We start from the raw sequence: 24856 nt of genomic DNA, 5'->3' as shown, positions 1-24856 counted from the left end.
GGCATGGCCGGGATCAACGGGTTTTCCGCCAGGACGCTGCGGGGGGAGGAGGTTCCCCTGGCGGATTATGCGGGGCAGGTGCTGCTGATCGTGAACACCGCGAGCAAATGCGGCTTCACCCCGCAGTATGCGGGGCTGGAGGCATTGTACCGGGCCTATTCGGGGCGGGGCTTCGCGGTGCTGGGCTTTCCCTGCAACCAGTTCGGCGGCCAGGAACCGGGCGGCGAGGCGGAGATCGCGACGTTCTGCTCCACCACCTATGACGTCACCTTTCCGGTCTTCGCCAAGGTGGAGGTGAACGGGCCGGGGGCGCATCCGCTGTTCCAGTGGCTCAAGGGCGCGCGGAAGGGCGTGCTGGGCACCGAGGCGATCAAGTGGAACTTCACCAAGTTCCTGGTGGACCGGGAGGGGACGGTGGTGGACCGCTTCGCGCCGACGACGAAGCCCGCCGAGCTGGAGAAGCGGATCGAGGCGCTGCTGTAGCGGGGCTTCGCGGGGGGCCGGGCGCCTCGCCCGGGGAGGCCGGGGAATGTGCCGGAGGGGTGGGGGACGGCTGGCCATCCCCCTTCCGCGGGCCGCATCCTCCCACCCGGGCACGGGACATCGCCTCCCCCCCCCGAGGTGGCGGCCGCCGCAGCCTGGCGGACCGCATCCTCGCACGGGGGTATGGGGGGCCATCGCCCCAGGCCCGGAAGGCCGTTGGCGCTGCCCCGGCGAAGGTCAGCCGGCGCGTGCCGCGAAGACCTCCCGGGCCGCGGACAGTCCGTTCAAGGCGGCGGGGAAGCCGGCATAGACCGCCATCTGCATGATGATCTCGACGATCTCGTCCTGGCTCAGCCCCACGTTCAGCGCCGCCTGGATGTGCACCCGCAGCTGCGGCCCCGCGTTTCCCAGGGCGGTCAGCGCGGCGACGGTCGCGACCTCGCGGCTCCGGAGATCGAGCCCGGGGCGGGAGTAGATGTCCCCGAAGGGGAACTCGAGCAGGTAGCGCGCGAAGTCCGGCGCGATGCCGGCCAGCGAGTCGATGACGGCCTGTCCGGCATGGCCGTCGATGTCAGCCAGGGCGCGCAGGCCCCGTTCGTAGCGGCTCATGGCCTCGGGGGGGTTTGGCGTCATCGGCTTTCTCCATCCTGGAACGACCGCCGTAGCCGGCGATCTTGCTGTCGAGGACGGACAGGCACGCCTGAAGCTCGGCCAGTTGCCGCCGGACATGCTGGCGATGCCGCCGGAGGAGGTCTTCCCGTTCCGGCTCGCTCGCGACGCCCTGCGACCGCAGCGTGGCATACCGGACCATCTCCCGGACCGGCATGCCGGTCCGCCGCAGGCGCCCGACGAAGTCGATCCAGGGCAGGATCGAGGCGTCGTAGTCCCGCTGCTTCGACGAATCCCGCGATGCCCGCGGCAGCAACCCGATCCGCTCGTAATAGCGCAGCGTATGGGCCGTCAGCCCGGTGCGCCTGGACAGGTCGCCGATCTTCATGCTGTGCCTTGTCCTTCCTGACGCCACGGTTGCTACGACTTCGAGCGCACTCGAAGTCAAGGCGGCTTTTTCCCCGCCTGCGCCGGGGACGTGCCACGCGGGGCGCCGGGGGCCGCGCCGGAAGGGTTCAGCCGGCGTCCTGCCGGAAGAAGCGGACGGTCTTGCCGGTGATGAGGTCCGGCACGCCGTCGCGGAAGGGCAGGTAGTGCGGCATGGTCAGATGCGTCTCGAAGGCGGCGCGGCTGTCATAGACCTCGTGCAGCACGGCGAGGGTCTCGTCCTCCTCCGGGAGGAGGAGGTCGAACTGGTGGCAGCCGGGCTCGTCGGCGACGGAGCCCCGGGCATCGGCGCGGGCGAGCTCGATGAAGCGGGCGCGGCCCTCTGGCTTCAGGCGGAACTCGGCGAGCACGACGAAGCGGGTCTGCGGCATGGTGGTGTTCTCCCTGGGGCGGTCCGGGCCTGTCGCGATGAGGCGGCCGGGATGAGGCGCTTCGCGGGGCGGGGGGTCAATCGCGGGCCGTCCCGTCAGCCCGCGCGCGTGGGCAGTTGGAGGACGCTGCCTTCCACCGTCACTCCGGCCGCCCGCAGCGCATCCTGCCGCGCCGCATCGACCGGGAAGCCGGGCGTGAGCCGGGTGCCGCGCAGGCGCAGCACGGGGGGGCTCCCCGCCGGCATGTCCTGCATCAGCGCCAGCAGGGCGGCGTCCAGGGCCGGGCGCCGGACCCGGAGCTCGGCCGGTTCCCCCTCGGCCTCCAGGGTGAGCTTGCGGCCCGCGGCGAGGCCCAGCAGCGGCAGCAGGTCCTGCAGGTAGGCGCTGGCGCGGAGGGGCACTTCCTGCTCGCTGCGGGTCAGGGCCAGGAGGCTGCGCATCAGCCGGTCGTATTCCTCGGCCGCCTCCAGGGCGCGGGCGATCTGCCGGCTGCCGCGCTCGGTGGGCGGGATGACGCGCGCCGCCGATTCGAGGTTCATCAGCAGGACCATGGCGAGGTTGTTCGCCGCGTGGCGCACGGGGCTGAACAGGAAGGAGAACTCGGCCAGAGGGGGGGAGCCGGAGGTCTCTCCGGGGAGGTTCTCCGGGGGGGGCGTCTCCGGCTTCATCGCGGGATCTCCTCGAGGATCTCATGGAAGAGGCGGGCCGGCAGGGTGCCGCCCTGGACGTCGTTCATCGGCGTGGCGTCGTCGTTGCCGAGCCAGACCCCGATCACGGTGCGGCCGGAGAAGCCGATGAACCAGGCGTCGCGCGAATCCTGGGTGGTGCCGGTCTTGCCGCCCACCAGGCGGCCGGGGACGGCGGCGGCGCGGGCGGTACCGCGCGCCACGACGCTCTCCAGCGCGCGGCGGATGGCATAGGCCTGGTCCACCGTCATCACGCGCGCCGGGTCGGGCGGCGGCAGGGAGCGCAGGGTGTTGCCGCCGCGGGCGGCGGCGAGGCCGAACGGTTCCACGTGCAACCCTCCATTGGCGAAAGCGGCGTAGGCGGACACAAGTTCCAGCAGGGATGCCTGCCCCGTGCCAAGGGCCAGGGTGGCGTCCTGCGGGAAGGGGCCGGCGAGGCCCAGGCGTTGCGCCACCGCGATCGCCGGCTTCGGCCCGCCGGCGCGGAGCAGGGTGCGGACCGCCGCGGTGTTGACGCTGTGGACCAGCATATCCTCCAGCGTGATCTCGCCCCGGCTGGCCCAGTGGCCGTTGCCGGGGGACCAGTTGCCCAGGGTCAGGGGCGCGTCGGAGACGGTGGTGGAGATGTCCATGCCTACTTCCAACGCCGCCAGGACGACGAAGGGCTTGAAGGCGGAGCCCGGCTGGCGGCGCGCGTCCACGGCGCGGTTGAACTGGCTGGTGCGGTAGGCGCGGCCGCCGACCATGGCGCGCACGGCGCCGGTGGGGGCATCCAGCACCAGCACGGCACCGTCGCCCACCCCGGCCGCCGCGCCGGGGCCGGCGAAGAGGGCGTTGAGGCGGGCTTCCGCCACGGCCTGGATGCGGGCGTCGAGGGTGGTGCGCAGGACGAGGTCGGCGCTTTCCGGGAAGCGGCGGCCCAGCTCGTCCTGCACCCAGTCGGCGAACCAGCCGGCGTTGCGGCCCGGGCGCGGCGGCAGGGCGATGCGGGTGGCCTCGCGCTCCGCCTGTTCCGGGGTGATGGCGCCGGTCTCGGCCATGGCGCGCAGCACGTCCTTCGCGCGGCGGATCGCGGCCTCCGGATCGGTGCGGGGGTTGAGGCGGGAGGGGGCCTTGGGCAGCCCGGCCAGCATCGCCGCCTGCCACAGGTTCAGGCGGCGGGCGGAGATGCCGAAATAGGCCCGCGCCGCCGCGTCCACGCCATAGACGCCGGAGCCCAGATAGACGCGGTTCAGGTAGATCTCCAGCAGCTCGGTCTTGGTGAAGCGGCGTTCCAGCCAGAGGGCCATCAGCACCTCCTGCGCCTTGCGGCGGAAGGAGCGGTCGGGGCTGAGGAAGAGGTTCTTGGCGAGCTGCTGGGTCAGGGTGGAGCCGCCCTGCACCACATGCCCCGCGCGCAGGTTGGCCCAGGCGGCGCGCAGCAGGCCCACCGGGTCGATGCCGGGATGGCTGAGGAAGCGGCGGTCCTCGATGGCCATCAGCGCCTGCGGCATGGCGACGGGCATCTCCTTCAGCCGCAGGGCCTCGCCATAGAGGTCGCCCTGGGTGGCGATCACGCGGCCGTCCATGGCCTCCAGCGTCAGGGAGGGGCGGCGGGTGGCGGAGAGGGCCTTTTCCGGCGCCGGCAGGTCCCAGACCAGGGCGAGGAGGAGCAGGGCCGCGCCGATCGCGGCCCAGATGGAGAGCACCAGGCCGCGGCGCAGCCAGCGCCAGCCGCCGCGGCCGGGTTGTGCCCGCCGAGGGGATGGCATGGCCGGCGGGGGGCGGCCCGCGCCTTGCCGGATGCCGTCCCTGGTCTCCCCCTTGGCCCCTCCCCTGGTCCCTGCCCTGGGGCGCGGGGGCGGCAGCCCGTCCGGATCGGGGGCTCTCCTCACGGGGTGGCCGTCACCGGGGTTGCCTCACCGGGCCTCGGAGGGGCGGCGGGGTCCCTGCCCCGGGATGCGTCACCCGCCACCCGGGCGGGGCGCGGCGAGGAGGAGGCGGTTCAGCGGCTCCATCACCCCGCGCAGCGCGGCGAGGTCACGGGCCACCTGTTCGCGGGAGGCGCCGCCCGCCGCCACGGCCTCGGCGATCTCGCCCAGGCTGCGCCGGCCGTCCACGCGGGCCAGGATCGCCGGGGCGAGGCGCGGCAGGGCGAGGTTCATGCGCACGCCGTCGAAGTTCACCGGCAGCACGCCCTGGGGGGCCACGGCGCGGGCCAGGGTGGCGCCGTCCATCTCCCGCAGCACGGGGACCGAATCGGGATCGTCCCAGTCGGGCTCCGGCGCCGGGTCGCGGGTGCAGTAGGCGATGTGGATGCCCATGTTGCCCGCCACCGCCTCCGCCAGGGCGGCGCGGCCGATGGGGCCGAGCCGGGCGGCGCGTTCGCGCAGGCGCGGGTCGGGCAGGTAGCGGTCGGGGTCGTAGCGCAGGGGCTCCACGAGGCAGCGCAGGCGCAGGCCGGCGGCTTCGATCAGGGCGGCGAGCTGCGGCACGGTATAGGCCACGTCGCGCGGGTTCAGCAGCAGGTCGTAGAGGCCGGCGTCGCCGCCCTCCGTGTGGTCGGTGATCCAGGGGTTGCGGCGGAGCCAGGCGGTCTCGGGTGCCTGCTTCCAGAGGCGCTTGCCGATCTCCAGCCGTGTCGCCGGGGCTTCCTCGGGCGGGGTGAGGAGGCGCAGCGCGTCCTGGAGCATGTAGACGCCGGTGCGGCCATGCGGGGCATAGACCATGAGGCCGATGCCGCCGCCGGGGGCGAGCGAGGCGGCGAGGTTGCGCAGGCCCTGCAGCGGGTCGGGCAGGTGGTGCAGCACGCCGCAGCAGTCGATGTAGTCGAAGAGGCCGAGCTGGGGGTCGGGCAGGTCGAGGATCGAGCCCTCGGTGAAGCGGATGTTGCCGAGGCCACGCCTTTCCGCCCGGGCCTGCGCCACCTTGCGCGCGGCGGCGGAGCGGTCGAGCCAGACCACCTCGCCCGGGCGGCCGGCGCGGGCGAGGTGCTGGGCCAGCATGATGGTGCCGTCGCCCGAGCCGCCGCCGGCCATCAGCGCGCGCAGCGGCTGCGACTCCGGGCGGCGGGCGCCGAAGATCCAGTGGTCCACTTCCCGCAGGTGGGAGGGGCTGCCGATGATCAGGCGCTTGGCCTCGTCCGCCGGGTTGCGGGCGGGATAGGGGTAGCTGTCGTACTGGGCGGCGAGCTGGCGGTCGCGCTCGTCCTGCTCGGGTAGGGGCTGGCCGGTCATGCGCGCATCCTGCATGGGCCGGGCTGATAAGGCGATGTGGCCGGGGCGCCAAGCGGGGATGCCCGCTGGGGGGCAGTGCCGGCCGGGCTGGGCGGGATGACCGGGCGGAGCGTCGCCGGGAGGCACGCGGCGCGGGCGGGCGAGGCCGCTGGGCACTACCCGGATGCGGGGCGGGAAGCGTGCCGGGAGGCGGAGGCGGCGCCGTTCCTTGCCGCCGTCCGGACCGGCCCGGCTGCGGAACATGGCTGATCCGGTCATCTCCGCGGTTGAACCGGGTGGCTCCGGGGCCTTATCTGCGCCGCCATGAAGCGATTGCTCCCTGTTCTCGCCCTCGCGCTCGTCTCCCTCGCCCAGGTGCCGGAGGCCTCAGCGCAGAATCGTGCCGCCGGCGGTCCGCAGCGCCTCGGCAGCTTCGGCAGCTGGACGGCCGCGACCCACCAGGAGAGTGGCGGCAAGGTCTGCTATGCCTTCACCCGCGCGGCGAAGAGCGAGGGCGGCGGCAGCCGGCAGAACGTCATGCTGACGGTGACGCAGCGGCCGCAGGGGCGCGACCAGGTGGCGGCCTCGCTGGGCTATGCCTTCCGCCGGGAGAACAACCGCGATGCCGAGATCACCGGCGCGGTCGGCTCCAACGAGCTGCGTTTCTACGGGGTGCAGAACAATGCCTTCGCCCAGGAGGGTTCCGCCGCCGTGGCCGCCTTCAAGGCGGGCCGCGATCTCGTGATCAAGGGGCCCGGGCCGCAGGGCAAGGGCGCCACCACCGATACCTTCTCCCTCAGCGGCTTCTCCGCGGCCTATGAGGCGATCTCCAAGGAATGTCCCCCCCGCCGATGAGCGACGCCGCCCTCCGGACCCGCCCCGATGCCGCGAACCCCGCCGAGCTGACCGAGGCCGAGGCCGCGCGCATCCTCGCCAAGTCGGCGATCTTCGCCCCGCCCCCGGCCACGCTGCCGGATGGGCGGCGCGACCTCGTCGGCCTGTCGCGGGCGGAGCTGGAGGCGGAGATGGTGGCGATGGGCGAGAAGCCCTTCCGCGCCCGGCAGCTCTGGCACTGGATCTATCACCAGGGCGTGCGTGACTTCGCGCAGATGCCGACCATCGCGCGGCCGATGCAGCAGCGGCTGGCGGAGCGGTTCGCCGTGGGGCGGCCGGACGTGGCCACCGAGCAGCTTTCCAAGGATGGCACGCGCAAGTGGCTGTTCCGCTTCCGCGACGCGCAGCAGGTGGAGACGGTCTATATCCCCGACGGGCAGGAGGATCGCGGCGCCGTCTGCATCTCCACCCAGGTCGGCTGCACGCTGTCCTGCCGGTTCTGCCACACGGGCACGCAGAAGCTGGTGCGCAACCTGGGCGCCGCCGAGATCGTCGGCCAGTTCATGGCGGCGCGCGACAGCTATGGCGAGTGGCCCTCCCCCAAGGACGGCACGCCGCGCCACCTGAGCAACATCGTCGTGATGGGGATGGGCGAGCCGCTCTACAACTACGAGAATGTCGCCAAGGCGCTGACCATCGTGATGGACAACGAGGGGATCGGCCTGTCGCGGCGGCGGATCACCCTGTCCACCTCCGGCGTCGTGCCGATGATGGACCGCTGCGGGCGGGAGCTGAATGTCGGCCTCGCCGTCAGCCTGCACGCGGTGACGGACGAGCTGCGCGACGAGATCGTGCCGCTGAACCGGAAGTATCCGATCGCCGAGCTGATGGCCGCCTGCCGGCGCTATCCCTCCGCCTCCAACGCCCGCCGGATCACCTTCGAATACGTGATGCTGGACGGGGTGAACGACAGCGAGGCCGAGGCGCGGGAGCTGGTGCGGCTGCTGCACGGCATTCCGGCCAAGGTGAACCTGATCCCGTTCAATTCCTGGCCGGGCAGCGCCTACAGGACCTCGAAGCCCGAGGTGGTGCGGCGTTTCGCCCAGATCGTCAGCGATGCGGGGTATTCGGCCCCGATCCGCCGGCCGCGCGGGCGCGACATCCTGGCCGCCTGTGGGCAGTTGAAGACCGAGTCCGAGCGGCAGCGGCGGCCCGCGGCGACCGAAACGGTGGGGTGAGGCCCCGGAGGATATGGCAGGGGCGGTTGCCACTCCTGCCCTGACGTCCGGCGCCGTGCCCCTTTCCCGGCGGGCGGCCACGAGGCGCGATGCAGCGATGGCCGGGAACCGCGGCCGCCATGCGCAGGGACGGGCGGCGATCGGGGGATGGCGTTCCTATATCCCTCCGGCATGACGGATGTCGCGACGCCGCCCCCGGCCCCTCCCCCAGCGCCTGCCCTGGACGCTCCCCTTTCCATCGCCCCTGCCTATCCAGGCGGATTGGCGGAATTCGTGGCGCGGCACCCGCGCCTTTTCGTGCTGTCCGGTGCCGGATGCAGCACCGGGTCGGGCATTCCCGACTACCGTGACGCGGAGGGGCAGTGGAAACGTGCCCAGCCGGTGACCCTGCAGGCCTTCCTGGGCAGCGAGGCCACGCGCCGCCGCTACTGGGCGCGGGGCATGGTCGGCTGGCGCTTCTTCCGGCAGGTGCGGCCCAACCGGGCGCATGCGGCGCTGGCGCGGCTGGAGGAGCGGGGACGATGCGAGCTGCTGCTGACCCAGAACGTCGACCGGCTGCACCAGGCGGCGGGCAGCCGGCGGGTGATCGACCTGCACGGGCGGCTCGATGTGGTGCGCTGCCTGGGCTGCGGCCATGAGATGCCGCGCGAGGCGATGCAGGAGGAGCTGGTGCGGCGCAACCCGGACTGGGCCGGGCTCGGCGCCGGGATCGCGCCGGATGGGGATGCCGACCTGGAGGGGCGGGATTTCGGGCGCTTCGTCGTGCCGGACTGTCCGGTCTGCGGCGGGCTGCTGAAGCCGGATGTGGTGTTCTTCGGCGAGAACGTGCCGCGGGAACGGGTGGAGGAAGCCTATCGGGCGCTGGAACGCGCCGATGCCATGCTGGTCGTGGGGTCCTCGCTGATGGTCTATTCCGGTTTTCGCTTCGTCCAGGCGGCGGCCAAGGCCGGCAAGCCGCTGGCGGCGGTGAACCTGGGCCGCACCCGGGCGGACGGGATGCTGGCGCTGAAGGTGGAACAGAGCTGCGAGGAGGCCCTGGCCTTCCTGCTCTGATCCCTGGGGGACGGCTTTGCGTCCGGCGTTGCGCTGTCCCGGGGGAAAGGCGCCGCCTTTCCCCCGCCCCCCTATCCGCCAGGACCCTGCGGGCCCTGGACCCATTTTCGTTGGCTCTCGCTGATGCCGGATCGCGCCGGAGAGCCTGGCTCTCCGGTGGACTGCCGGCGCCACCCGCGCGGACAGGGTGTCTTCTTCTTCTCGGGAACCCCACGCCTCCACCTGTTCCCTGGGATCAGGCTGCAGAACAACGGCCACCAGGGGTGCCAACTCCCCGGGTCCAGGGCACGCAGTGTCCTGGCGGAGAGGGGGTCCGGGGCGAGAGGCAGAGCCTCTCCCCCGGCGCGGTTGACCATGAAGCGCGACGCGGTTCAGCCGGCGCGCTGGTAGGCCAGGGCGGCGGCGGCGAGGTCCTCGCCAGCCCAGCCGACGGATTTGAAGACGGTGACCTCGTCCGGCGATTCGCGCCCCCGGCTTTCGCCCCGGCAGAGCTGGGCCAGGTCGGCGGCGATGCCGGCCTCGGTGATGGCGCCCTCGGCGATGGCCTGGACCACGTCGCCGGCCTCGGCCAGGGCACCGGGGCGGGTGTCCACCACGAGGCGGGCGCGGGCCAGGAGGGCGCCGTCGCTCTCGCGCATGGTGGGGCGGAAGGCGCCGACGAGGTCCACATGGGTGCCGGGGCGGATGGCGGCGCCGGTGACCAGCGGCGTGGCCGAGAGGGTGGCGCAGGCGACGATGTCGGCCGAGGCGGGGTCCGGCCGGGCCACCGATTCGGCGGGCAGGCCTTCGGCACGCAGGTGGCGGGCCAGGGCCTGGGCGTTTTCGGGGCGGCGCGACCAGATGGCGATGCGTTCGAGCGGAAAGGCGCTGGCGTAGCAGGCAGCCAGGGCCTCGGCGACGCGGCCGCTGCCCAGGACGAGCAGGTGGCGGCTGCCGGGGCGGGCCAGGAAGCGGGCGGCGAGGACGCTGCTGGCCGCCGTGCGGCGGTCGGTCAGGGCGCCGCCGTCGAGCAGGGCCAGGGCCTCGCCGGTGCGGCCGTCGGAGAGGAGGTAGGAGGACTGGACGGCGGGCAGGCCGGCGGCGGCGTTCGCCGGCATGACATGCACGATCTTGACCCCCGTGAAGCGGTCTGCCCACCAGGCGGGCATCAGCAGGAGCGATCCGGTGGCATCCGGGCCGTTCGGCAAGGGGTGGTGATGGCGCAGCGGGGCGTCGCAGCCGAGGCGGAAGACCTCCTCCAGCGCGGCGATCAGTTCCGGCCAGGGAAGCAGCCGGTCCACTTCCGTTTTCGGGATGATGCGCATGGTGGTGGCCTTCCACGGGCTGGGGTTCGGGCGGGCCTGTTCCAGTTCATGGCACGGCCCTTGCTGTCTGCACTGCGTTCTTATGGCGCGGATTCGGGCAGAGGCCGATGCGAAGGCGGGATTTGCGCCGCCCGAAACTCAAGGGTATCGATTTATGCAGGGCTGCCAGACCGGAATGTAGGAACCCGGGATGGCGGCCCACCGTGCCGGGCAACGGGGCGGGATCTGTGGAATTCATTTTTGGAGAGTTCAGGGAATGCGGCCTTTTCGGCTTGCCGTCATGCTCGGATCCCTTGGCGCCCTGGCGCTCGGGGCCTTTGCGACGCCGGCTGCGGCACAGCAGGCACCCGCCGCTCCGTCCGGGGCGACGCTGGATGCGATCAAGTCCCGAGGCAGCCTCGTCTGCGGGGTGAACACCGGGCTGGCGGGTTTCGCCCAGCCGGACAGCCAGGGCGTGTGGCGCGGCTTCGACGTGGACTACTGCAAGGCAGTGGCGGCGGCGATCTTCGGCGATGCGAGCAAGGTGCGCTACGTGCCGACCACGGCGCAGAACCGCTTCACCGCACTGCAGTCGGGCGAGGTGGACATGCTGGCGCGCAACACGACCTGGACGCTGTCGCGCGACACCAGCCTGGGCTTCGATTTCGCGGCCACGACCTTCTATGACGGCCAGGGCTTCATGGTGAAGACGTCCACCGGCGTGAAGAGCGCCAAGGAGCTGGACGGCGCCACGATCTGCGTGCAGCCGGGCACCACCACGGAGCAGAACCTGACCGACTGGGCGCGGGCCAGCAACGTCAAGTTCACCCCGGTGGTGATCGAGCGGCTGGAGGAGCTGGTGAGCGCCTTCGTGGCCGGGCGCTGCGATGCCTATACGACGGACGCCTCGGGGCTGGCGGCGACCCGTTCCACCCAGCCGAAGCCGGACGACTACGTGATCCTGCCGGAGCTGATCAGCAAGGAGCCACTGGCGCCGGCGGTGCGGCAGGGCGACCCGGGCTTCGCCGACCTCGTGCGCTGGACGCATTTCGCGCTGGTGACGGCGGAGGAGCTGGGAATCGATTCCAAGAACGTGGATTCGATGGCCAGCAGCCCGAACCCGGACATCCAGCGCTTCGTCGGCAAGAACGGCGACCTGGGCAAGATGCTGGGCGTGTCGAACGACTGGGCGGTGAAGGTCATCAAGGCTGTGGGCAACTATAGCGAGGTGTTCGACCGCAACCTGAAGCCGATCGGCCTGCCGCGCGGCAAGAACGCGCTGTGGAACAAGGACGGGCTGCAATACGCGCCGCCGATGCGCTGAGCCTGACCTGAACGCCGCGGGCCGGTCCTGGCCCGCGGCCCTTTCCTCCGGGACGCGGCCCGCAGAAGGCCGGACAGATGCAAGGGGCTTTCCCGATGTCGCAAAGCTCGACGGACCCGCGCCACATGAAGGCGCCCCCGAAGAAAGCCTTTCGCCTGAGCTGGCGGGACGAGCGGGTGCGCTCCATCGTCTGGCAGGTGCTGATCGTGGGGCTGGTGGTGGCCGTCGTCTGGTGGCTGGCCAGCAACACCGCGCGCAACCTGGAGGTGAGGCGCATCGCCACGGGCTTCGGCTTCCTGTGGCGGGAGGCGGGGCTGCCGATCGGCGAGCACCTGATCGAGTATTCGCCCACCAGCACCTATTTCCGCGCCCTGGCGGTGGGCGTGCTGAACACGCTGAAGGTGGCGGTGGTGGGCGTGATCCTGGCCACGGTCTTCGGCACGCTGGTGGGCATCGCGCGGCTGTCGAGGAACTGGCTGCTGGGCAAGATCGCGGCGGTCTATGTCGAGGTGGTGCGCGACGTGCCGCTGCTGCTGCAACTGCTGTTCTGGTACACGATCATGCAGAGCCTGCCGGTGCCGCGGCAGTCGCTGCACCCGGTGGAAGGCGTGTTCCTGAGCAACCGCGGGCTGAAGCTGCCCTGGATCGAGTGGACGGACGCGCACAACTGGGCGCTGCTGGGCCTGGTCGCGGGGGCGGTCGCCACCTGGTTCTATGCGCGTTCCGCGCGGGCCAAGCAGATGCAGGACGGGCAGCCGCGGCGGGTCTGGCCGGCGGGGCTGGCGCTGATCCTCGGCCTGCCCATCCTGATCTGGGCGGTGCTGGGCGCGCCCTTCACGCCGGACATCCCGGCGCTGCGCGGCTTCAACTTCCAGGGCGGGCTGACGGTGAGCCCGGAGTACTTCGCGCTGCTGCTGGGGCTGGTGATGTACACCTCGGCCTTCATCGCCGAGATCGTGCGCGCGGGCATCACCTCGGTGCCGCAGGGGCAGTGGGAGGCGGCGCAGGCGCTGGGGCTGCGGCCGGGGACGATGCTGCGGCAGGTCATCCTGCCGCAGGCGCTGCGGGTGATCATCCCGCCGATGACCAGCCAGTACCTGAACCTGACGAAGAACTCCTCGCTGGCGGTGGCCATCGGCTACCAGGACATCGTGTCCATCGCCAACACGGTGCTGAACCAGACGGGGCAGGCGATCGAGGGCATCGCCATCATCATGCTGGTCTACCTGACCATCAGCCTGAGCATCAGCCTGTTCATGAACTGGTACAACACGCGCATCGCGCTGGTGGAACGCTGAGAGAGGGAGCGGCAGCATGAGCGACATCACCCTCAACACCGCCGCCGCCGGATCGCCCGAGGCGGTGCCGCGCCAGCCGCCCACCACGGTGGTGGGGCCGGTGGCCTGGCTGCGGACGAACCTGTTCTCCTCCTGGTGGTCCACCGCGGTCACGCTGGCGCTGATCTACCTGATCGTGCGCTGGGCGATCGGCTTCGTGGACTGGGCCTTCGTCAACGCCGTCTGGTCGGTGCCGGACAACCAGACCCAGGCCTGCCGCGCGGTGCAGGGCACTGGCGCCTGCTGGGCGGTGATCACGGAGAAGTACCGCTTCATCCTCTTCGCCACCTATCCCTATGACGAGCAGTGGCGGCCGGCGCTGGTCTGCCTGCTGTTCATCGGGCTCTACATCGTTTCCGCCATGCGGCGCTTCTGGCGCTGGGAGCTGGCGGTGGTGTGGGTGGTGACGCTGGCGGTCATCGCGCTGCTGATGTGGGGGGGCGTGCCCGGCCTCACCTATGTGCCGCAGGAGCGCTGGGGCGGGCTGCCGATCACGCTGATCCTGTCCACCTTCGGCATCGCGGTGGCCTTTCCGCTGTCGATCCTGGTGGCGCTGGGACGGCGTTCCTCGATGCCGGCGATCCGGCTGCTCTGCATCGTCTATGTCGAGCTGATCCGCGGCGTGCCGCTGATCTCGCTGCTGTTCATGGCGAGCGTGATGTTTCCGCTGTTCCTGCCCGAGGGGATGAACATCGACAAGCTGCTGCGCGCGCAGATCGCCATCATCCTCTTCGCCGCCGCCTATCTGGCGGAGGTGGTGCGCGGCGGGCTGCAGGCGCTGGGCAAGGGGCAGTACGAGGCGGCGGACGCGCTGGGGCTGAGCTACTGGAAGAAGACCGGGCTGATCGTGCTGCCGCAGGCGCTGCGGCTGGTGATCCCGCCGCTGGTGAACACCTTCATCGGCTTCTTCAAGGACACGTCGCTGGTGCTGATCATCGGCATCTTCGACCTGCTGACCGCGGCCAAGACGGCGATCGTGGAGCCTGCCTGGCAGGGCTTCGGCATCGAGGTCTACATCGTGGTGGCGCTCATCTACTTCTGCTTCTGCTTCGCCATGTCGCGCTACAGCCAGAATCTCGAGGCCGAGCTGAACCGGCACCGCCGGCGCTGAGCCCTTTCCGGAGAACGACACCATGAGCGCAACGCTGAGCCCGGAATCGCATGTCGCCTCCGCCGTGCGGGCGGGGACGGCGCCGGCGATCCTGCTGGAGAACGTCAACAAGTGGTACGGCACGATGCATGTGCTGCGCGACGTGAACCTGCAGGTCGCGACCGGCGAGCGGGTGGTGGTGTGCGGGCCCTCGGGCTCGGGCAAGTCCACCATGATCCGCTGCATCAACCGGCTGGAGCAGCACCAGCAGGGCCGCATCCTGGTGGACGGGGTGGAGCTGACGGACGACATCCGCGCGCTGGATGCCATCCGGCGCGAGGTCGGGATGGTGTTCCAGAGCTTCAACCTCTTCCCGCACCTGACGATCCTGCAGAACTGCACCCTGGCGCCGATCTGGGTACGCAAGATGCCCAAGGCGCAGGCCGAGGAAGAGGCGATGGAGTACCTGCGCAAGGTCAAGATCCCCGACCAGGCGAACAAGTACCCCGGCCAGCTTTCCGGCGGGCAGCAGCAGCGCGTGGCGATCGCCCGGGCGCTGTGCATGAAGCCCAAGATCATGCTGTTCGACGAGCCGACCTCGGCGCTCGATCCGGAGATGATCAAGGAGGTGCTGGACACCATGGTCAGCCTGGCGGAAAGCGGCATGACCATGATCTGCGTGACGCACGAGATGGGCTTCGCCCGCACCGTGGCCGACCGGGTGGTGTTCATGGACCGGGGCGAGGTGGTCGAATCCGGCACGCCGGAGGAGATGTTCAACAACCCCCGCACCGACCGCCTGCGCGCGTTCCTGTCGCAGATCCTGCGCGGACACTGATCGCCCGGGAGGCGGCGCGCTTCGGGGGCAGGGCTCCGCCTCGCCCCCGAACCCCCACTTCGCCAGGATCCTGCGGGCCCTGGACCCGATGATCTGGCGCTCGCTGACGCCGGATCGCGCCGGAGAGCCAAGCTCCCCGGCGACCATGGGCGCCGCCAGCGCGGACATGGTTGTTTTCCTTTTCCGGGGGCCCCGCCGATCCACCTCCTCCCAGGGATCGGGCCGCAGGCCGACCTCGCCACCCGGTACCAGCTCAAGGCGGGGTCTGGGGGAATACCATTCCCCCAGCGGAGGGAGCCGGGGGAGGCGGCACCTCCACCGGGGCCGGACACACAAGCGCGACGCCACCGCCCGGGAAGCCGGCGCGCACAGGAAGTTCAGCGGCGGGCGGGGGATCGGCCTCGCACGGTCCGGAGAGGCGCCGGGGGGCGGGCCTTGCGGGCGTCTCCGCGTCCAGCGTATGCCTTGGGGCTCCACTGGAACATTCCGGACATCGTGACACCGACCACGTCCAGCAGTGAATCCCGCCCTCTGGGCGTCGGCCTTGTGGTAGGGGTGCTCGGCGTCGTTTTCGGCGATATCGGCACAAGCCCGCTCTACGCGCTGCGGGCCGCGCTCGTGCACTTCGCCTCCGATGGGCTGGAGCGCTGGGAGATCCTGGGGGTCCTCAGCCTGATCGTCTGGTCGATCATCATCGTCGTGACGGTGAAGTACGTGTTGATCGTGCTGCGGGCGGACAACCGGGGCGAGGGCGGCATCCTGGCGCTGATGGCGCTGGCGCAGCGGGCGGTGGGCACGGAGCGGGGGCGCCACATCGTGGCGCTGATCGGCATCGCGGGCGCCTGCCTGTTCTTCGGCGACGGGATCATCACCCCGGCCATCTCCGTGCTTTCGGCGGTGGAGGGGCTGAAGGTGATCTCGCCCACCTTCGGGGAAATCGTGGTGCCGGTCTCGCTGGCAGTGCTGATCGGGCTGTTCCTGGTCCAGTACCGCGGCACGCATGCCATGGGGCGGATCTTCGGCCCGGTGATGGTGCTGTGGTTCGGGCTGATCGGGCTGCTGGGGCTGGTCGAGATCCTGCGCGAGCCGGGGGTGCTGGAGGCGCTGTCGCCGCACCATGCCATCCAGTTCTGCATCGCCTACCGGCTGGCGGCCTTCATCGCGCTGGGCTCGGTGGTGCTGGCGGTGACGGGGGCGGAGGCGCTCTATGCCGATATGGGACATTTCGGGAAGCGGCCGATCCGGCTGGCCTGGCTGTACTTCGTGCTGCCCTCGCTGATCCTGAACTACCTGGGCCAGGGGGCGCTGGTACTGAACAACACCGAGGCGCTGGAGAATCCCTTCTTCCTGCTGGCGCCGGACTGGATGCGCCTGCCGATGGTGGTGCTGGCGACGCTGGCCACGATCATCGCCAGTCAGGCAATGATCTCGGGCGCCTTTTCCATCGCGCGGCAATGCGTGCAGCTGGGGCTGCTGCCGCGGCTGGTGGTGAAGCACACCAGCGAGACGGAAGAGGGGCAGATCTACGTGCCCCAGGTGAATTTCTCGCTGCTGGCGGGCGTGGTGGTGCTGGTGGTGGCCTTCCGCAACTCGGACAGCCTGGCGGCGGCCTATGGCATCGCGGTGACGGGCACCTTCCTGGCGACCTCCTGCCTCGCGGGCATCGTGTTCCACCGGAACTTCCGCTGGTCCTGGCCGCTGGTGGTGGCGGTGTTCCTGCCGCTCTTCCTGCTGGACCTCGCCTTCTTCATCTCCAACGTGCTGAAGGTGCCCGATGGCGGCTGGGTGCCGCTGCTGCTGGGGGCGGCGCTCTATACGCAGATGCTGACCTGGCGGCGCGGGCGGGAGCTGCTGTTCCGGCGCTTCCAGCAGGACAGCCTGCCGCTGAAGTCCTTTCTGGCGCGGCTGCCGCAGTCGCGCACCATCCGGGTGCCGGGAATCGCCATCTTCATGACCGGGCAGGCGGACTACGTGCCCAATGCGCTGCTGCACAACCTGAAGCACAACAAGGTGCTGCACGAGCGGATCGTGTTCGTGACGGTGCTGAACGAGGATGTGCCGCAGGTGCGCAACCGGGGCTCGGCGGAGGAGCTGGGGCCGGGGATCTATCGCGTGCTGCTGCGCTACGGCTTCCTGGAGAGCCCGAACATCCCGCGCGACCTGGAGATGATGCACGAGACGATGGGCGTGCCCTTCGAGCCGATGCAGGCCTCCTATTTCCTGGGGCGCGAGACGGTGGTGGCGGCCTCCGTGCCGAAGATGCCGGGCTGGCAGCAGTGGCTGTTCACGCTGATGAGCCGCAACTCGCTGCCGGCCACGGAGTTTTTTCGAATCCCCAGCGACCGTGTGGTGGAGCTGGGCGCGCGGGTGGCCATCTGAGGCGCTGGCCGCCGCGATCCGCTGAAGGAGGTGGCGCTTGGCCCTGCTGATCCTCTCGCCGAGTGGCGGGACAGGGCTTCCGGAAGGAAGCCGCGAGCACCGCTACGAGATCACGCTGACGCTGGGCCCGGACGGGCTCCCCTCCCCCGGGGCATGGCAGGCGGACCCCGATCCCTGGCCTGCGCGGCGCCTCTGGCCGGGCGAGGGCCTCTCGGAGGGGGATGTGCAGTATGACGAGGACCTGGGCTGGGCGCTGCGCTTCTTCCGGCGGGGCGGGCAGGCCTCGGCGGCGATGGATGCGCCGCTGCATGCGGTGATGCAGTTGCGGGCGCGGCTGCGGCCCGGCGAGAACGTCACGATCGTCGAGGCGGACGGGCAGGAGCATGCCTGGCGGGTGGTCGGCCTGAGCTGAGGCGGGGCGCGGCCATTCGCCGGAAGCGAGGCGTTCCGGGCGACAGCTTCGTGCGGATGGTGGCGTGGACCAGACCGTTTCCGCGTTTGCAGGCCCCCGGAAAAGGTTCGAGGGGTTTCCGTTTCCGGAAACCCCTCGTCATGGTGGAGCCAATCGGAATCGAACCGACGACCTCCTGAATGCCATTCAGGCGCTCTCCCAACTGAGCTATGGCCCCGCCGTGCTGCGGTGAACGGGCTTTTAGCGGCGTCCGCAGACCCCCGCAAGCCCCCCACCATGACTTTAAAACATGCGCGTGACGGATTACCGTGCTGCGAAATCCGCAGGGCAATGGGCCGGCGCATGGGGGCCAAGCATGAAGGCCAGGGAGTGGGAATGAGCAGAAAGGTCTACGACAGTCCGGCGGCGGCGCTGGACGGGTTGCTGCATGACGGGATGCTGATCCATTCGGGCGGCTTCGGCCTCTGCGGCATTCCGGCGGCGCTGATCGAGGCGGTGCGGGACAGCGGCGCGAAGGACCTGACGGTCGTGTCCAACAACGCAGGCATCGACGGCGCGGGGCTGGGGCTGCTGCTGGAGACGCGGCAGATCCGCAAGATGATCTCCTCCTATGTCGGCGAGAACGCCGAGTTCGCGCGGCAGTACCTGGCCGGGGAGCTGGAGATCGAGTTCAACCCGCAAGGGACGCTGGCCGAGCGCATCCGGGCTGGCGGCGCGGGCATTCCGGCCTTCTTCACCCGCACCGGCGTCGGCACCGCGGTGGCCGAGGGCAAGGAGGTGCGGAACTTCGATGGGCATGACCATGTGATGGAGCGCGGGATCTTCGCCGATCTCGCGCTGGTTCATGCCTGGAAGGCGGATACCGAGGGCAACCTCGTCTTCCGCAAGACGGCGCGGAACTTCAACCCGATGATGGCGACCGCCGCGAAGGTGACGGTGGTACAGGTGGAGGAGCTGGTGGAGCCGGGGACGATCGACCCGGACCACATCCATACGCCGGGGATCTATGTGCAGCGGATCGTGAAGCTGCCGGCGGGCTACGAGAAGCGGATCGAGCAGCGCACCGTGCGCAAGCGCGCCGGAACGGCGGGTGCCGCCGCCGGTTCCGAAACCGCCACCGCCTGAGGAGACGCGACGATGCCCTGGACCCGCGACGAGATGGCGGCGCGCGCCGCCCGCGAGCTTGAGGACGGTTTCTACGTGAATCTCGGGATCGGCATCCCGACGCTGGTGGCGAACCACATCCCCGAGGGGGTGAGCGTGCAGCTGCAGAGCGAGAACGGCATGCTGGGCATGGGCCCCTTCCCCCATGAGGGCGAGGAGGACCCGGACCTGATCAATGCCGGCAAGCAGACCGTGACGGCGCTGCCGACCACCTCCTTCTTTTCCTCCGCCGACAGTTTCGCGATGATCCGCGGCGGGCATATCGACCTGTCGGTGCTGGGCGCGCTGCAGGTGGCGGAGAACGGCGACCTGGCGAACTGGATGGTGCCGGGGAAGATGGTGAAGGGCATGGGCGGGGCGATGGACCTCGTCGCCGGCGTGAAGCGCGTTGTGGTGCTGATGGAGCACACCGCCAAGGGCGCGCCGAAGCTGCTGCACAGCTGCGACCTGCCGCTGACCGGCAAGGGCGTGGTGGACCTGGTGATCACCGAGCTCGCCGTCTTCGCCATCGACAAGGAGGCGGGGAAGATGACCCTGGCCGAGTTGGCGCCGGGGGTCACGCTCGACGAGGTGCGCGGCAAGACCGAGGCGGATTACGCCGTGGCGCCGGGCCTCGCCGGCTAACGGGACGGGCGCCCTTCCCCGGCGTCGCGCTTTGCGGCTGGTCGCCGGAGAGCCCGGCTCCGGCGCGATCCGGCGTCAGCGAGCGCCGACGAGCCCGGTCCAGGGCTCGGAGAGTCCCGGCGGATAGGGGACCGGGGGACAGGCGGCGCCTTTTCCCCCCGGGACAGCACGACGGAGGACACAAGGAAAAAGGGCGGCCGGATGATCCGGCCGCCCTTTCCCGTTCCAGCGCCCAGGAGCGCGGCGGATCACGAACGCTTCTGCGTCACCTTGTAGGTGCAGGCGCCGTTCTGCGTGGTGGCGGTGCCGGTATAGGCGCCATCGGCGAACTTGCCGGTGGCGTGGCCGCCGTCGAACAGGAAGTCCACGCTGCCGTCCTGCTGGAGCTTGGTCTCGACCTCGGCACGGCGGGCCCAGCGCACCACGGCGGAGCCGTTGGCGACGGTGGTGGTCACCGGCTGGCGGGCGGGACGGCAGGCGCGCTGGGAGGCCACGGCGTAGCCGGTGTAGACGCCGTCGAGGCCCGGCGGGAAGGCCGGGGTCTCGGCGACGGGAGCGGGCGCAGGCGGCGGCGGCGGCGGCGGGCTGCTGGCGCAGGCGGCGACCGCGGCGAGCAGGGGAAGGGCAAAGAAAAGACGGGCATTCATCCCGCATACTCCCTAGTTCTCAGGAGCGAATCGTGACGATCCGCCTGTCAAAAGAAAGAACAGACAACGGCCCTGGTTGCCACTACGGAAAGAGAGCGGGGCGTAACTTTTCGGCATCACTGTATCGCGGAAGACACGCCGGCCGCAGGCTTCGTGCCACCGTCCGAAGCGGTCCGCAGGCCCTGCAGACTGCGGCGGTCCGCCTCGATCTGGCGGCGCATGTCCTCCAGCTGCTTCTCACGTCCGGCGAGGCGCTGTTCCAGGTCGTTGATCCCGGTGGCCGAAGTGGAGGCGGACTGGCTCTGGGCGGCCGACCTCGGGGTGGTGGCGCGGGCGGTACGGCGGGGTACGGCGCGGGCGGGCCGGGGCGGCGGGGCCTGGGTCCAGACCGGCAGGGGCGCCACGGAGGGCGGTGGGAGAAAGGCGGCGGGGGCCGTGGAGGGTGGCGGTTGCAGGCGTTGCAGGGGCCGGAGGGCGAGTTCCTGCATGTCGCGGCGGGGGCCGACCTCGTTGGGCCACATCTGGGCCCTGGCAGGGTCCGGCAGGAGCCCGGCCAGCAGCAGGGCGGGAAGCGCGAGAGCGGCGATTCGGCGCATGGACCTCGGGGGAGCCTTTCCTGTCGCGGCGCCGGGCGCCACTTCAGGGTGAGCTTAGCGGAGGAAGTTCCCCCGAGGGTAGTCTTCCTGTCCTTGCCTCAGCGCAGGCTGAGGAGCGCGAGCATGACGAGGCCGAGAGCGATGCGGTACCACCCGAAGGGCTGGAAGCCCATGCGGCTGATGTGGCGGAGCACCCAGCGGACCACCAACAGCGCCACGACGAAGGCGGCGAAGAAGCCGATCGCGATCTCGCTGATGTCGCCGACGGCGAGCTCGGCGCGGGCCTTGTAGAGGCTGTAGACCGTGGCGGCGAGCATGGTGGGGATGGCGAGGAGGAAGGAGAACTCGGCGGCCGCCTTGCGTTCCACGCCGAAGAGCAGGGCGAAGATGATGGTGGCGCCGGAGCGGCTGGTGCCGGGGATCATGGCGAGCACCTGGCCGAAGCCGATCAGCAGGGCGCTGAGGGGACCGATCTCCGCGATGGAGTGGATGCTGGGCTTGGGGCGGTTACGCTCGATGATGATGAGCGCGATGCCGCCGATGATCAGGGCGAAGCAGACGACATAGGGGTTGAACAGGACCTCGGTGATGGTCTTGTGCAGCAGGGCGCCGAGCACCATCGCCGGGATGAAGGCGAGGAGCAGGTTGACGACCGCGTAGCGTTCGCGCGAGCGAGGGGTCCAGAAGCCGGTGGCCATGGCGATGAGGTCGCGCCAGTAGACGACGATGACGGCCAGGATGGCGCCGAGCTGGATGACGATCTCGAAGGTCTTGCCGGGCGGGCCCTGGAAGCCGATCAGGTCGCTGAGCAGGATCAGGTGGCCGGTGGAGGAGATGGGCAGGAACTCGGTCAGCCCCTCCACGATCCCCATCAGCAGGGCCGGAAGAATAATGGCGAGATCCATGCGGGCCGATGCTCCTGCGTCTCAAGAAATAGGCCGCACATCAGGACCGGGAAGAATATTCACCGGCCTGGATGCACGCGCGGGTCTTGTGGAGCATTCCGGAAGCAGGCGGAAGGCAGGAATCCGGCCATGGAATTAATATTTGGCCGGACTTCTGTCTTATAGCGGAACCTCTTCCTGCTGCCGCCGATAGGGGTGGCCGGGATAGGCGCCGAGCACGTGCATCTGGCGCGAGAAGTAGCGCAGTTCCTCGAAGGCGCGTTGCAGCGGCGGGCTGCCGGGGTGACCGTCCACGTCGCAGAGGAACTGCGTCGAGGCGAAGCGGCCGTCGAGCATGTAGGATTCGAGCTTGGTGATGTTCACGCCGTTGGTGGCGAAGCCGCCGAGCGCCTTGTAGAGCGCGGCGGGGACGCTGCGGGTGCGGAAGACCAGGGTGGTGACGCAGCCGGGCGCGTCCACCGGCGGCAGGGTGGCCTCGCGTGACATGACGTAGAAGCGGGTGGTGTTGTGGGTCGCGTCCTCGACGTTGCGGCGGAGGATGTCGAGGCCGTAGAGCTCGGCGGCGAGCGAGGAGGCAACGGCGGCGTCCTCGGTGCCGCCGCGCTGGGCGACGAGCTGGGCGGCGCCGGCGGTGTCGGCCTCGATCACCGCCTGGAGGCCGGTCTCGCGCAGCAGGTCGAGGATCTGGCCGAGCGCCACGGGATGGCTGTGGATGCGGCGGAGGCTTTGCAGGGTGGCACCTCCGGGGGCCATCAGGCAGTGCTCGACGCGTTCGAAATGCTCGCCCACCACGTGCAGGCCCGAATCGGGCAGCAGGCGGTGGATGTCGGGGACGCGGCCGGCGAGGCTGTTCTCGCAGGGGAGCATGGCGAGATCCGCCCTTCCCTCGCGAACCGCGGCCATGGCGGCCTCGAAGGAGGGAGAGGGCAGCGTGGTCCAGCCGGGGTAGGCGGCGCGGCAGGCGAGGTCGGAATAGGCCCCGGGCATGCCCTGGAAGGCGATGGTCTGGCTCATGCTGCGAGGGTCCTGCGGGCGCGTTCGAGGTCGGCCTGGGTGTCCACGCCGAAGGGGGCGTGATCGACGCGGACCACGCCGATGCGCATCCCGGCCTCCAGGGCGCGGAGCTGCTCCAGCTTCTCGCGCTTCTCCAGCGCGCCTTCGGGCAGGGCGACGAAGCGGGCGAGCGCCGGGCGGCGATAGGCATAGACGCCGATATGGTGCCAGTGCGGCCCCTCGCCGGAGGGGATGAGGTTGCGCGAGAAGTAGAGGGCGGGGGCCACGGCGACGCCGCGCGGGAAGGCGCAGGCGACCTTGACCACGGAGGAGGCGGCGGCTTCCTCCGCGCTGGCGATGGGGGCGACGAGGGTGCCGATATCGACGCGCTGGTCGGCCAGCGGGGCGAGCACGGCGCGCAGCATGTCCGGCGGCATGGTCGGCAGGTCGCCCTGGAGGTTCACCACCACGTCGTGGGCGCCCACCGGGTCGATGCTGGCCAGGGCGAGGTTGATGCGGTCGGTGCCGGAGGGAACGTCGTCGGCGACCAGGATGGCGGTGCCGCCGGCGGCGCGCACGGCCTCCGCGATCTCGGGGTGGTCGCAGGCCACGGCGACGGGGCCGATATCGGCCTCCCGCGCGCGGTCGAGGACGTGGACGATCATCGGCTTGCCGTGGATGTCGGCGAGCGGCTTGTCCGGCAGGCGGGTGGAGGCCATCCGGGCGGGGATCAGGACGAGCGGGCGCACGGGTTGTGAGACGGGCCTTGGACGATTAAGGTCCGGGCGCTTGTAATGGAGCCGGGGGGCAGGCGCAAACCAGGGCCTGAACGGGTTTCGCGCAGGCCGTCCGGTCGCATCCCCCCGGCCTTCCCGATGGAGGCCGTGCCGGGGGCGGGCCGGGAGGCCTGGCCGGGGCCCGGGGTGGGGATTGCGCCGCCGACGCGGCCCGCGCGGGCGCGGCAACAACGATAAAAGGGAACGACGGGGCGATGAGCCTGGAGGGGAACAAGGCGTTTGCGGCGATCCTGACGGCGGGCGTCGTCTTCGGAGTCGCCGGTTTCATCGGCAGTGTCGTCGTTTCCCCGCACCGGCTGGAGAAGCCTGCGATCCAGATCGGCGACGCGCCGGCCGAGGCCGGTGCCGCGGCGCCCGCACCCTATGAGGTGCCGCCCGTCGCGTCGCTGCTGGCCAATGCCAATGCGGAGACGGGCAAGACCCTGGTGCAGCGGCAATGCAGCGCCTGCCATGTCTTCGAGAACAACGGGCGCAACGGGGTGGGGCCGAACCTGTACGGCATCGTCGGGCGGCACCACGCGGTGGAGCCCGGGTTCAACTATTCCCCGGCGAACAAGGCGCTTGCCGACAAGGTCTGGGACTACGAGGCGATCAACCGCTTCATCTCGGCGCCGGCCAAGGCGATGCCGGGGACGCGCATGGCCTATGCCGGGCTGAGCAGCCCGCAGCAGCGGGCGGATGTGCTGGCCTATCTGCGGACGCTGTCGGACAACCCGCCTCCCCTCCCCACCCCCTGACGGTGCCCGACATGCCCGTGCTTCCCGAGAGCTTCGTCGCCGCCGCCCAGGCGGGGGCCGACCTGGCGGGGGCGGCGATCCGGCCGCTCTTCCGCTCGGCGCTGCTGGTGGAAGCCAAGGGCGACGCCAGCCCGGTGACCGAGGCGGACCGGCGGGCGGAGCTGGTGCTGCGCGAGCACCTGCTGGCGGAGTTTCCCGAGCATGGGGTGATCGGGGAGGAGCATGGCTCCGTGCGGCCCGAGGCCGAGTGGGTCTGGGTGCTGGACCCGATCGACGGGACGCGGGCCTTCGTCACCGGGCGGCCGCTGTTCGGCACGCTGATCGGGCTGCTGCACCGGGGCAGGCCGGTGCTGGGGGTGATCGACCAGCCGGCGACGGGGGAGCGCTGGACCGGGATCACGGGGCGGCGGACGGAGTTCCGCGGCGGCCTCGGCGGGACGGTGGGGTGCCGGGCCTGTCCGGCGCTGTCGGCGGCGGAGCTGGCGATGACCAGCCCCACGATCTTCCGGCCGGAGGAATACGCGGCGCGGGATGCGCTCTGCGGCGCCGTGCGGCGGGTGAGCTGGGGCGGGGACTGCTACAGCTATGGCCTGCTGGCGCTGGGGCTGATCGACGTGGTGGTGGATTCCACGATGAAGCCCTGGGACTGGGCGGCGCTGGTGCCCATCGTGGAGGGCGCGGGCGGGCGGATCACGGACTGGCACGGGCGGCCGCTGTCGCTGGAAGGCGACGGCACGGTGATTGCCGTGGGGGATGCGGCGCTGCTGTCGCAGGCGGGGCGCATCCTGGGTTCATCGCCCGGTTGATGCCGGCCC

General features: G+C 70.8%; 26 protein-coding genes and 1 tRNA gene. 14 read left to right on the top strand and 13 right to left on the bottom strand.

The annotated features are described in order from the left end of the window. Nucleotides 1–3 precede the first annotated feature (3 nt). On the top strand, nt 4–483 hold the full coding sequence (locus tag CTJ15_RS19790) for a glutathione peroxidase (RefSeq protein WP_027297271.1): 480 nt from the start codon (nt 4–6) through the stop codon (nt 481–483). Nucleotides 484–720: 237 nt separating this feature from the next. On the opposite strand, the gene CTJ15_RS19785 is transcribed toward CTJ15_RS19790, so the two are convergent. The 6 genes from CTJ15_RS19785 to CTJ15_RS19760 all read right to left on the bottom strand — a co-directional run bounded on the left by CTJ15_RS19785 (nt 721) and on the right by CTJ15_RS19760 (nt 5811). Continuing rightward, nucleotides 721–1092, bottom strand: coding sequence for a carboxymuconolactone decarboxylase family protein (locus CTJ15_RS19785; protein ID WP_226945993.1), 372 nt, complete (start codon nt 1090–1092; stop codon nt 721–723). Next, entirely contained in the window at nt 1055–1480 is a 426-nt protein-coding gene (locus tag CTJ15_RS19780; protein ID WP_075821572.1) for a MerR family transcriptional regulator, read from the bottom strand. Before CTJ15_RS19780 ends, CTJ15_RS19785 begins: the two co-directional genes overlap by 38 nt. A 127-nt stretch (nt 1481–1607) precedes the next feature. Further along, entirely contained in the window at nt 1608–1910 is a 303-nt protein-coding gene (locus CTJ15_RS19775; protein ID WP_019462337.1) for a putative quinol monooxygenase, read from the bottom strand. Between the two features lie 95 nt (nt 1911–2005). After that, on the bottom strand, nt 2006–2578 hold the full coding sequence (locus CTJ15_RS19770) for a hypothetical protein (protein WP_075821573.1): 573 nt from the start codon (nt 2576–2578) through the stop codon (nt 2006–2008). Beyond that, nucleotides 2575–4347, bottom strand: a complete 1773-nt coding sequence (locus CTJ15_RS19765) for a transglycosylase domain-containing protein (RefSeq protein WP_075821574.1) — start codon at nt 4345–4347, stop codon at nt 2575–2577. Before CTJ15_RS19765 ends, CTJ15_RS19770 begins: the two co-directional genes overlap by 4 nt. 192 nt (nt 4348–4539) lie before the next feature. Beyond that, nucleotides 4540–5811 (bottom strand): methyltransferase, encoded by a 1272-nt coding sequence (locus tag CTJ15_RS19760; RefSeq protein ID WP_075821575.1) that lies wholly within the window; start codon nt 5809–5811, stop codon nt 4540–4542. A gap of 303 nt (nt 5812–6114) precedes the next feature. On the opposite strand from CTJ15_RS19760, the gene CTJ15_RS19755 reads away from it, so the two are divergent. From CTJ15_RS19755 to CTJ15_RS19745, 3 genes are all read left to right on the top strand, one after another. Beyond that, a complete protein-coding gene (locus tag CTJ15_RS19755) occupies nt 6115–6645 on the top strand; it encodes an invasion associated locus B family protein (RefSeq protein ID WP_026033422.1) in 531 nt (176 codons plus the stop codon). After that, nucleotides 6642–7862: a 23S rRNA (adenine(2503)-C(2))-methyltransferase RlmN gene (gene rlmN / locus CTJ15_RS19750; RefSeq protein ID WP_226945992.1), complete on the top strand. Its 1221-nt coding sequence runs from the start codon at nt 6642–6644 to the stop codon at nt 7860–7862. Before CTJ15_RS19755 ends, rlmN begins: the two co-directional genes overlap by 4 nt. A 147-nt stretch (nt 7863–8009) precedes the next feature. Next, nucleotides 8010–8915: an NAD-dependent protein deacetylase gene (locus tag CTJ15_RS19745; RefSeq protein ID WP_226945991.1), complete on the top strand. Its 906-nt coding sequence runs from the start codon at nt 8010–8012 to the stop codon at nt 8913–8915. A 371-nt stretch (nt 8916–9286) separates the two neighbouring features. Here CTJ15_RS19745 and CTJ15_RS19740 read toward each other — a convergent pair whose 3' ends face one another. Then, nucleotides 9287–10219 (bottom strand): ornithine cyclodeaminase family protein, encoded by a 933-nt coding sequence (locus tag CTJ15_RS19740; RefSeq protein WP_075821577.1) that lies wholly within the window; start codon nt 10217–10219, stop codon nt 9287–9289. 280 nt (nt 10220–10499) lie between these two features. Between CTJ15_RS19740 and CTJ15_RS19735 the strand changes: the two genes are divergently transcribed. The 6 genes from CTJ15_RS19735 to CTJ15_RS19710 all read left to right on the top strand — a co-directional run bounded on the left by CTJ15_RS19735 (nt 10500) and on the right by CTJ15_RS19710 (nt 17578). After that, nucleotides 10500–11522 (top strand): amino acid ABC transporter substrate-binding protein, encoded by a 1023-nt coding sequence (locus tag CTJ15_RS19735; RefSeq protein WP_083755390.1) that lies wholly within the window; start codon nt 10500–10502, stop codon nt 11520–11522. Nucleotides 11523–11617: 95 nt separating this feature from the next. Further along, the gene (locus tag CTJ15_RS19730; protein ID WP_026033426.1) at nt 11618–12820 is read left to right on the top strand and encodes an amino acid ABC transporter permease; all 1203 of its coding nucleotides are present in this window, start codon (nt 11618–11620) and stop codon (nt 12818–12820) included. 16 nt (nt 12821–12836) lie between these two features. Then, nucleotides 12837–13970, top strand: coding sequence for an amino acid ABC transporter permease (locus tag CTJ15_RS19725; RefSeq protein WP_058390557.1), 1134 nt, complete (start codon nt 12837–12839; stop codon nt 13968–13970). Nucleotides 13971–13992: 22 nt separating this feature from the next. Continuing rightward, entirely contained in the window at nt 13993–14787 is a 795-nt protein-coding gene (locus tag CTJ15_RS19720) for an amino acid ABC transporter ATP-binding protein (RefSeq protein ID WP_019462348.1), read from the top strand. Nucleotides 14788–15270: 483 nt separating this feature from the next. Beyond that, nucleotides 15271–17166, top strand: a complete 1896-nt coding sequence (locus CTJ15_RS19715; RefSeq protein ID WP_369924201.1) for a potassium transporter Kup — start codon at nt 15271–15273, stop codon at nt 17164–17166. 37 nt (nt 17167–17203) lie between these two features. Next, nucleotides 17204–17578, top strand: coding sequence for a hypothetical protein (locus CTJ15_RS19710; protein WP_058390555.1), 375 nt, complete (start codon nt 17204–17206; stop codon nt 17576–17578). A 141-nt stretch (nt 17579–17719) separates the two neighbouring features. Here CTJ15_RS19710 and CTJ15_RS19705 read toward each other — a convergent pair. Then, nucleotides 17720–17795: transfer RNA gene (locus CTJ15_RS19705), tRNA-Ala, on the bottom strand. A gap of 158 nt (nt 17796–17953) precedes the next feature. On the opposite strand from CTJ15_RS19705, the gene CTJ15_RS19700 reads away from it, so the two are divergent. Both CTJ15_RS19700 and CTJ15_RS19695 read left to right on the top strand, forming a co-directional pair. After that, entirely contained in the window at nt 17954–18703 is a 750-nt protein-coding gene (locus tag CTJ15_RS19700; protein WP_019462351.1) for a CoA transferase subunit A, read from the top strand. A gap of 12 nt (nt 18704–18715) precedes the next feature. Next, the gene (locus CTJ15_RS19695) at nt 18716–19366 is read left to right on the top strand and encodes a CoA transferase subunit B (protein WP_019462352.1); all 651 of its coding nucleotides are present in this window, start codon (nt 18716–18718) and stop codon (nt 19364–19366) included. A gap of 248 nt (nt 19367–19614) precedes the next feature. Here CTJ15_RS19695 and CTJ15_RS19690 read toward each other — a convergent pair whose 3' ends face one another. The 5 genes from CTJ15_RS19690 to CTJ15_RS19675 form a co-directional block, all read right to left on the bottom strand. Beyond that, nucleotides 19615–20013, bottom strand: coding sequence for a hypothetical protein (locus CTJ15_RS19690; protein WP_019462353.1), 399 nt, complete (start codon nt 20011–20013; stop codon nt 19615–19617). A 116-nt stretch (nt 20014–20129) separates the two neighbouring features. Then, entirely contained in the window at nt 20130–20609 is a 480-nt protein-coding gene (locus CTJ15_RS24440; RefSeq protein ID WP_075821578.1) for a hypothetical protein, read from the bottom strand. A 98-nt stretch (nt 20610–20707) separates the two neighbouring features. After that, on the bottom strand, nt 20708–21514 hold the full coding sequence (locus CTJ15_RS19685; protein ID WP_019462355.1) for an undecaprenyl-diphosphate phosphatase: 807 nt from the start codon (nt 21512–21514) through the stop codon (nt 20708–20710). A 159-nt stretch (nt 21515–21673) separates the two neighbouring features. Continuing rightward, on the bottom strand, nt 21674–22528 hold the full coding sequence (locus CTJ15_RS19680; protein WP_075821579.1) for a prephenate dehydratase: 855 nt from the start codon (nt 22526–22528) through the stop codon (nt 21674–21676). Beyond that, the gene (locus tag CTJ15_RS19675) at nt 22525–23256 is read right to left on the bottom strand and encodes a 3-deoxy-manno-octulosonate cytidylyltransferase (protein ID WP_099781880.1); all 732 of its coding nucleotides are present in this window, start codon (nt 23254–23256) and stop codon (nt 22525–22527) included. Before CTJ15_RS19675 ends, CTJ15_RS19680 begins: the two co-directional genes overlap by 4 nt. Nucleotides 23257–23498: 242 nt before the next feature. Between CTJ15_RS19675 and CTJ15_RS19670 the strand changes: the two genes are divergently transcribed. Then, nucleotides 23499–24041 (top strand): cytochrome c family protein, encoded by a 543-nt coding sequence (locus tag CTJ15_RS19670; RefSeq protein ID WP_019462358.1) that lies wholly within the window; start codon nt 23499–23501, stop codon nt 24039–24041. Nucleotides 24042–24052: 11 nt separating this feature from the next. Then, on the top strand, nt 24053–24847 hold the full coding sequence (locus tag CTJ15_RS19665) for an inositol monophosphatase family protein (RefSeq protein WP_075822435.1): 795 nt from the start codon (nt 24053–24055) through the stop codon (nt 24845–24847). Nucleotides 24848–24856: the final 9 nt, after the last annotated feature.

This window comes from Roseomonas sp. FDAARGOS_362, assembly GCF_002754815.1.
GTDB lineage: Bacteria > Pseudomonadota > Alphaproteobacteria > Acetobacterales > Acetobacteraceae > Roseomonas > Roseomonas mucosa.
Note: the sequence above shows the minus strand (reverse complement) of the source record. Positions and strands in the feature narration are given on the sequence as shown.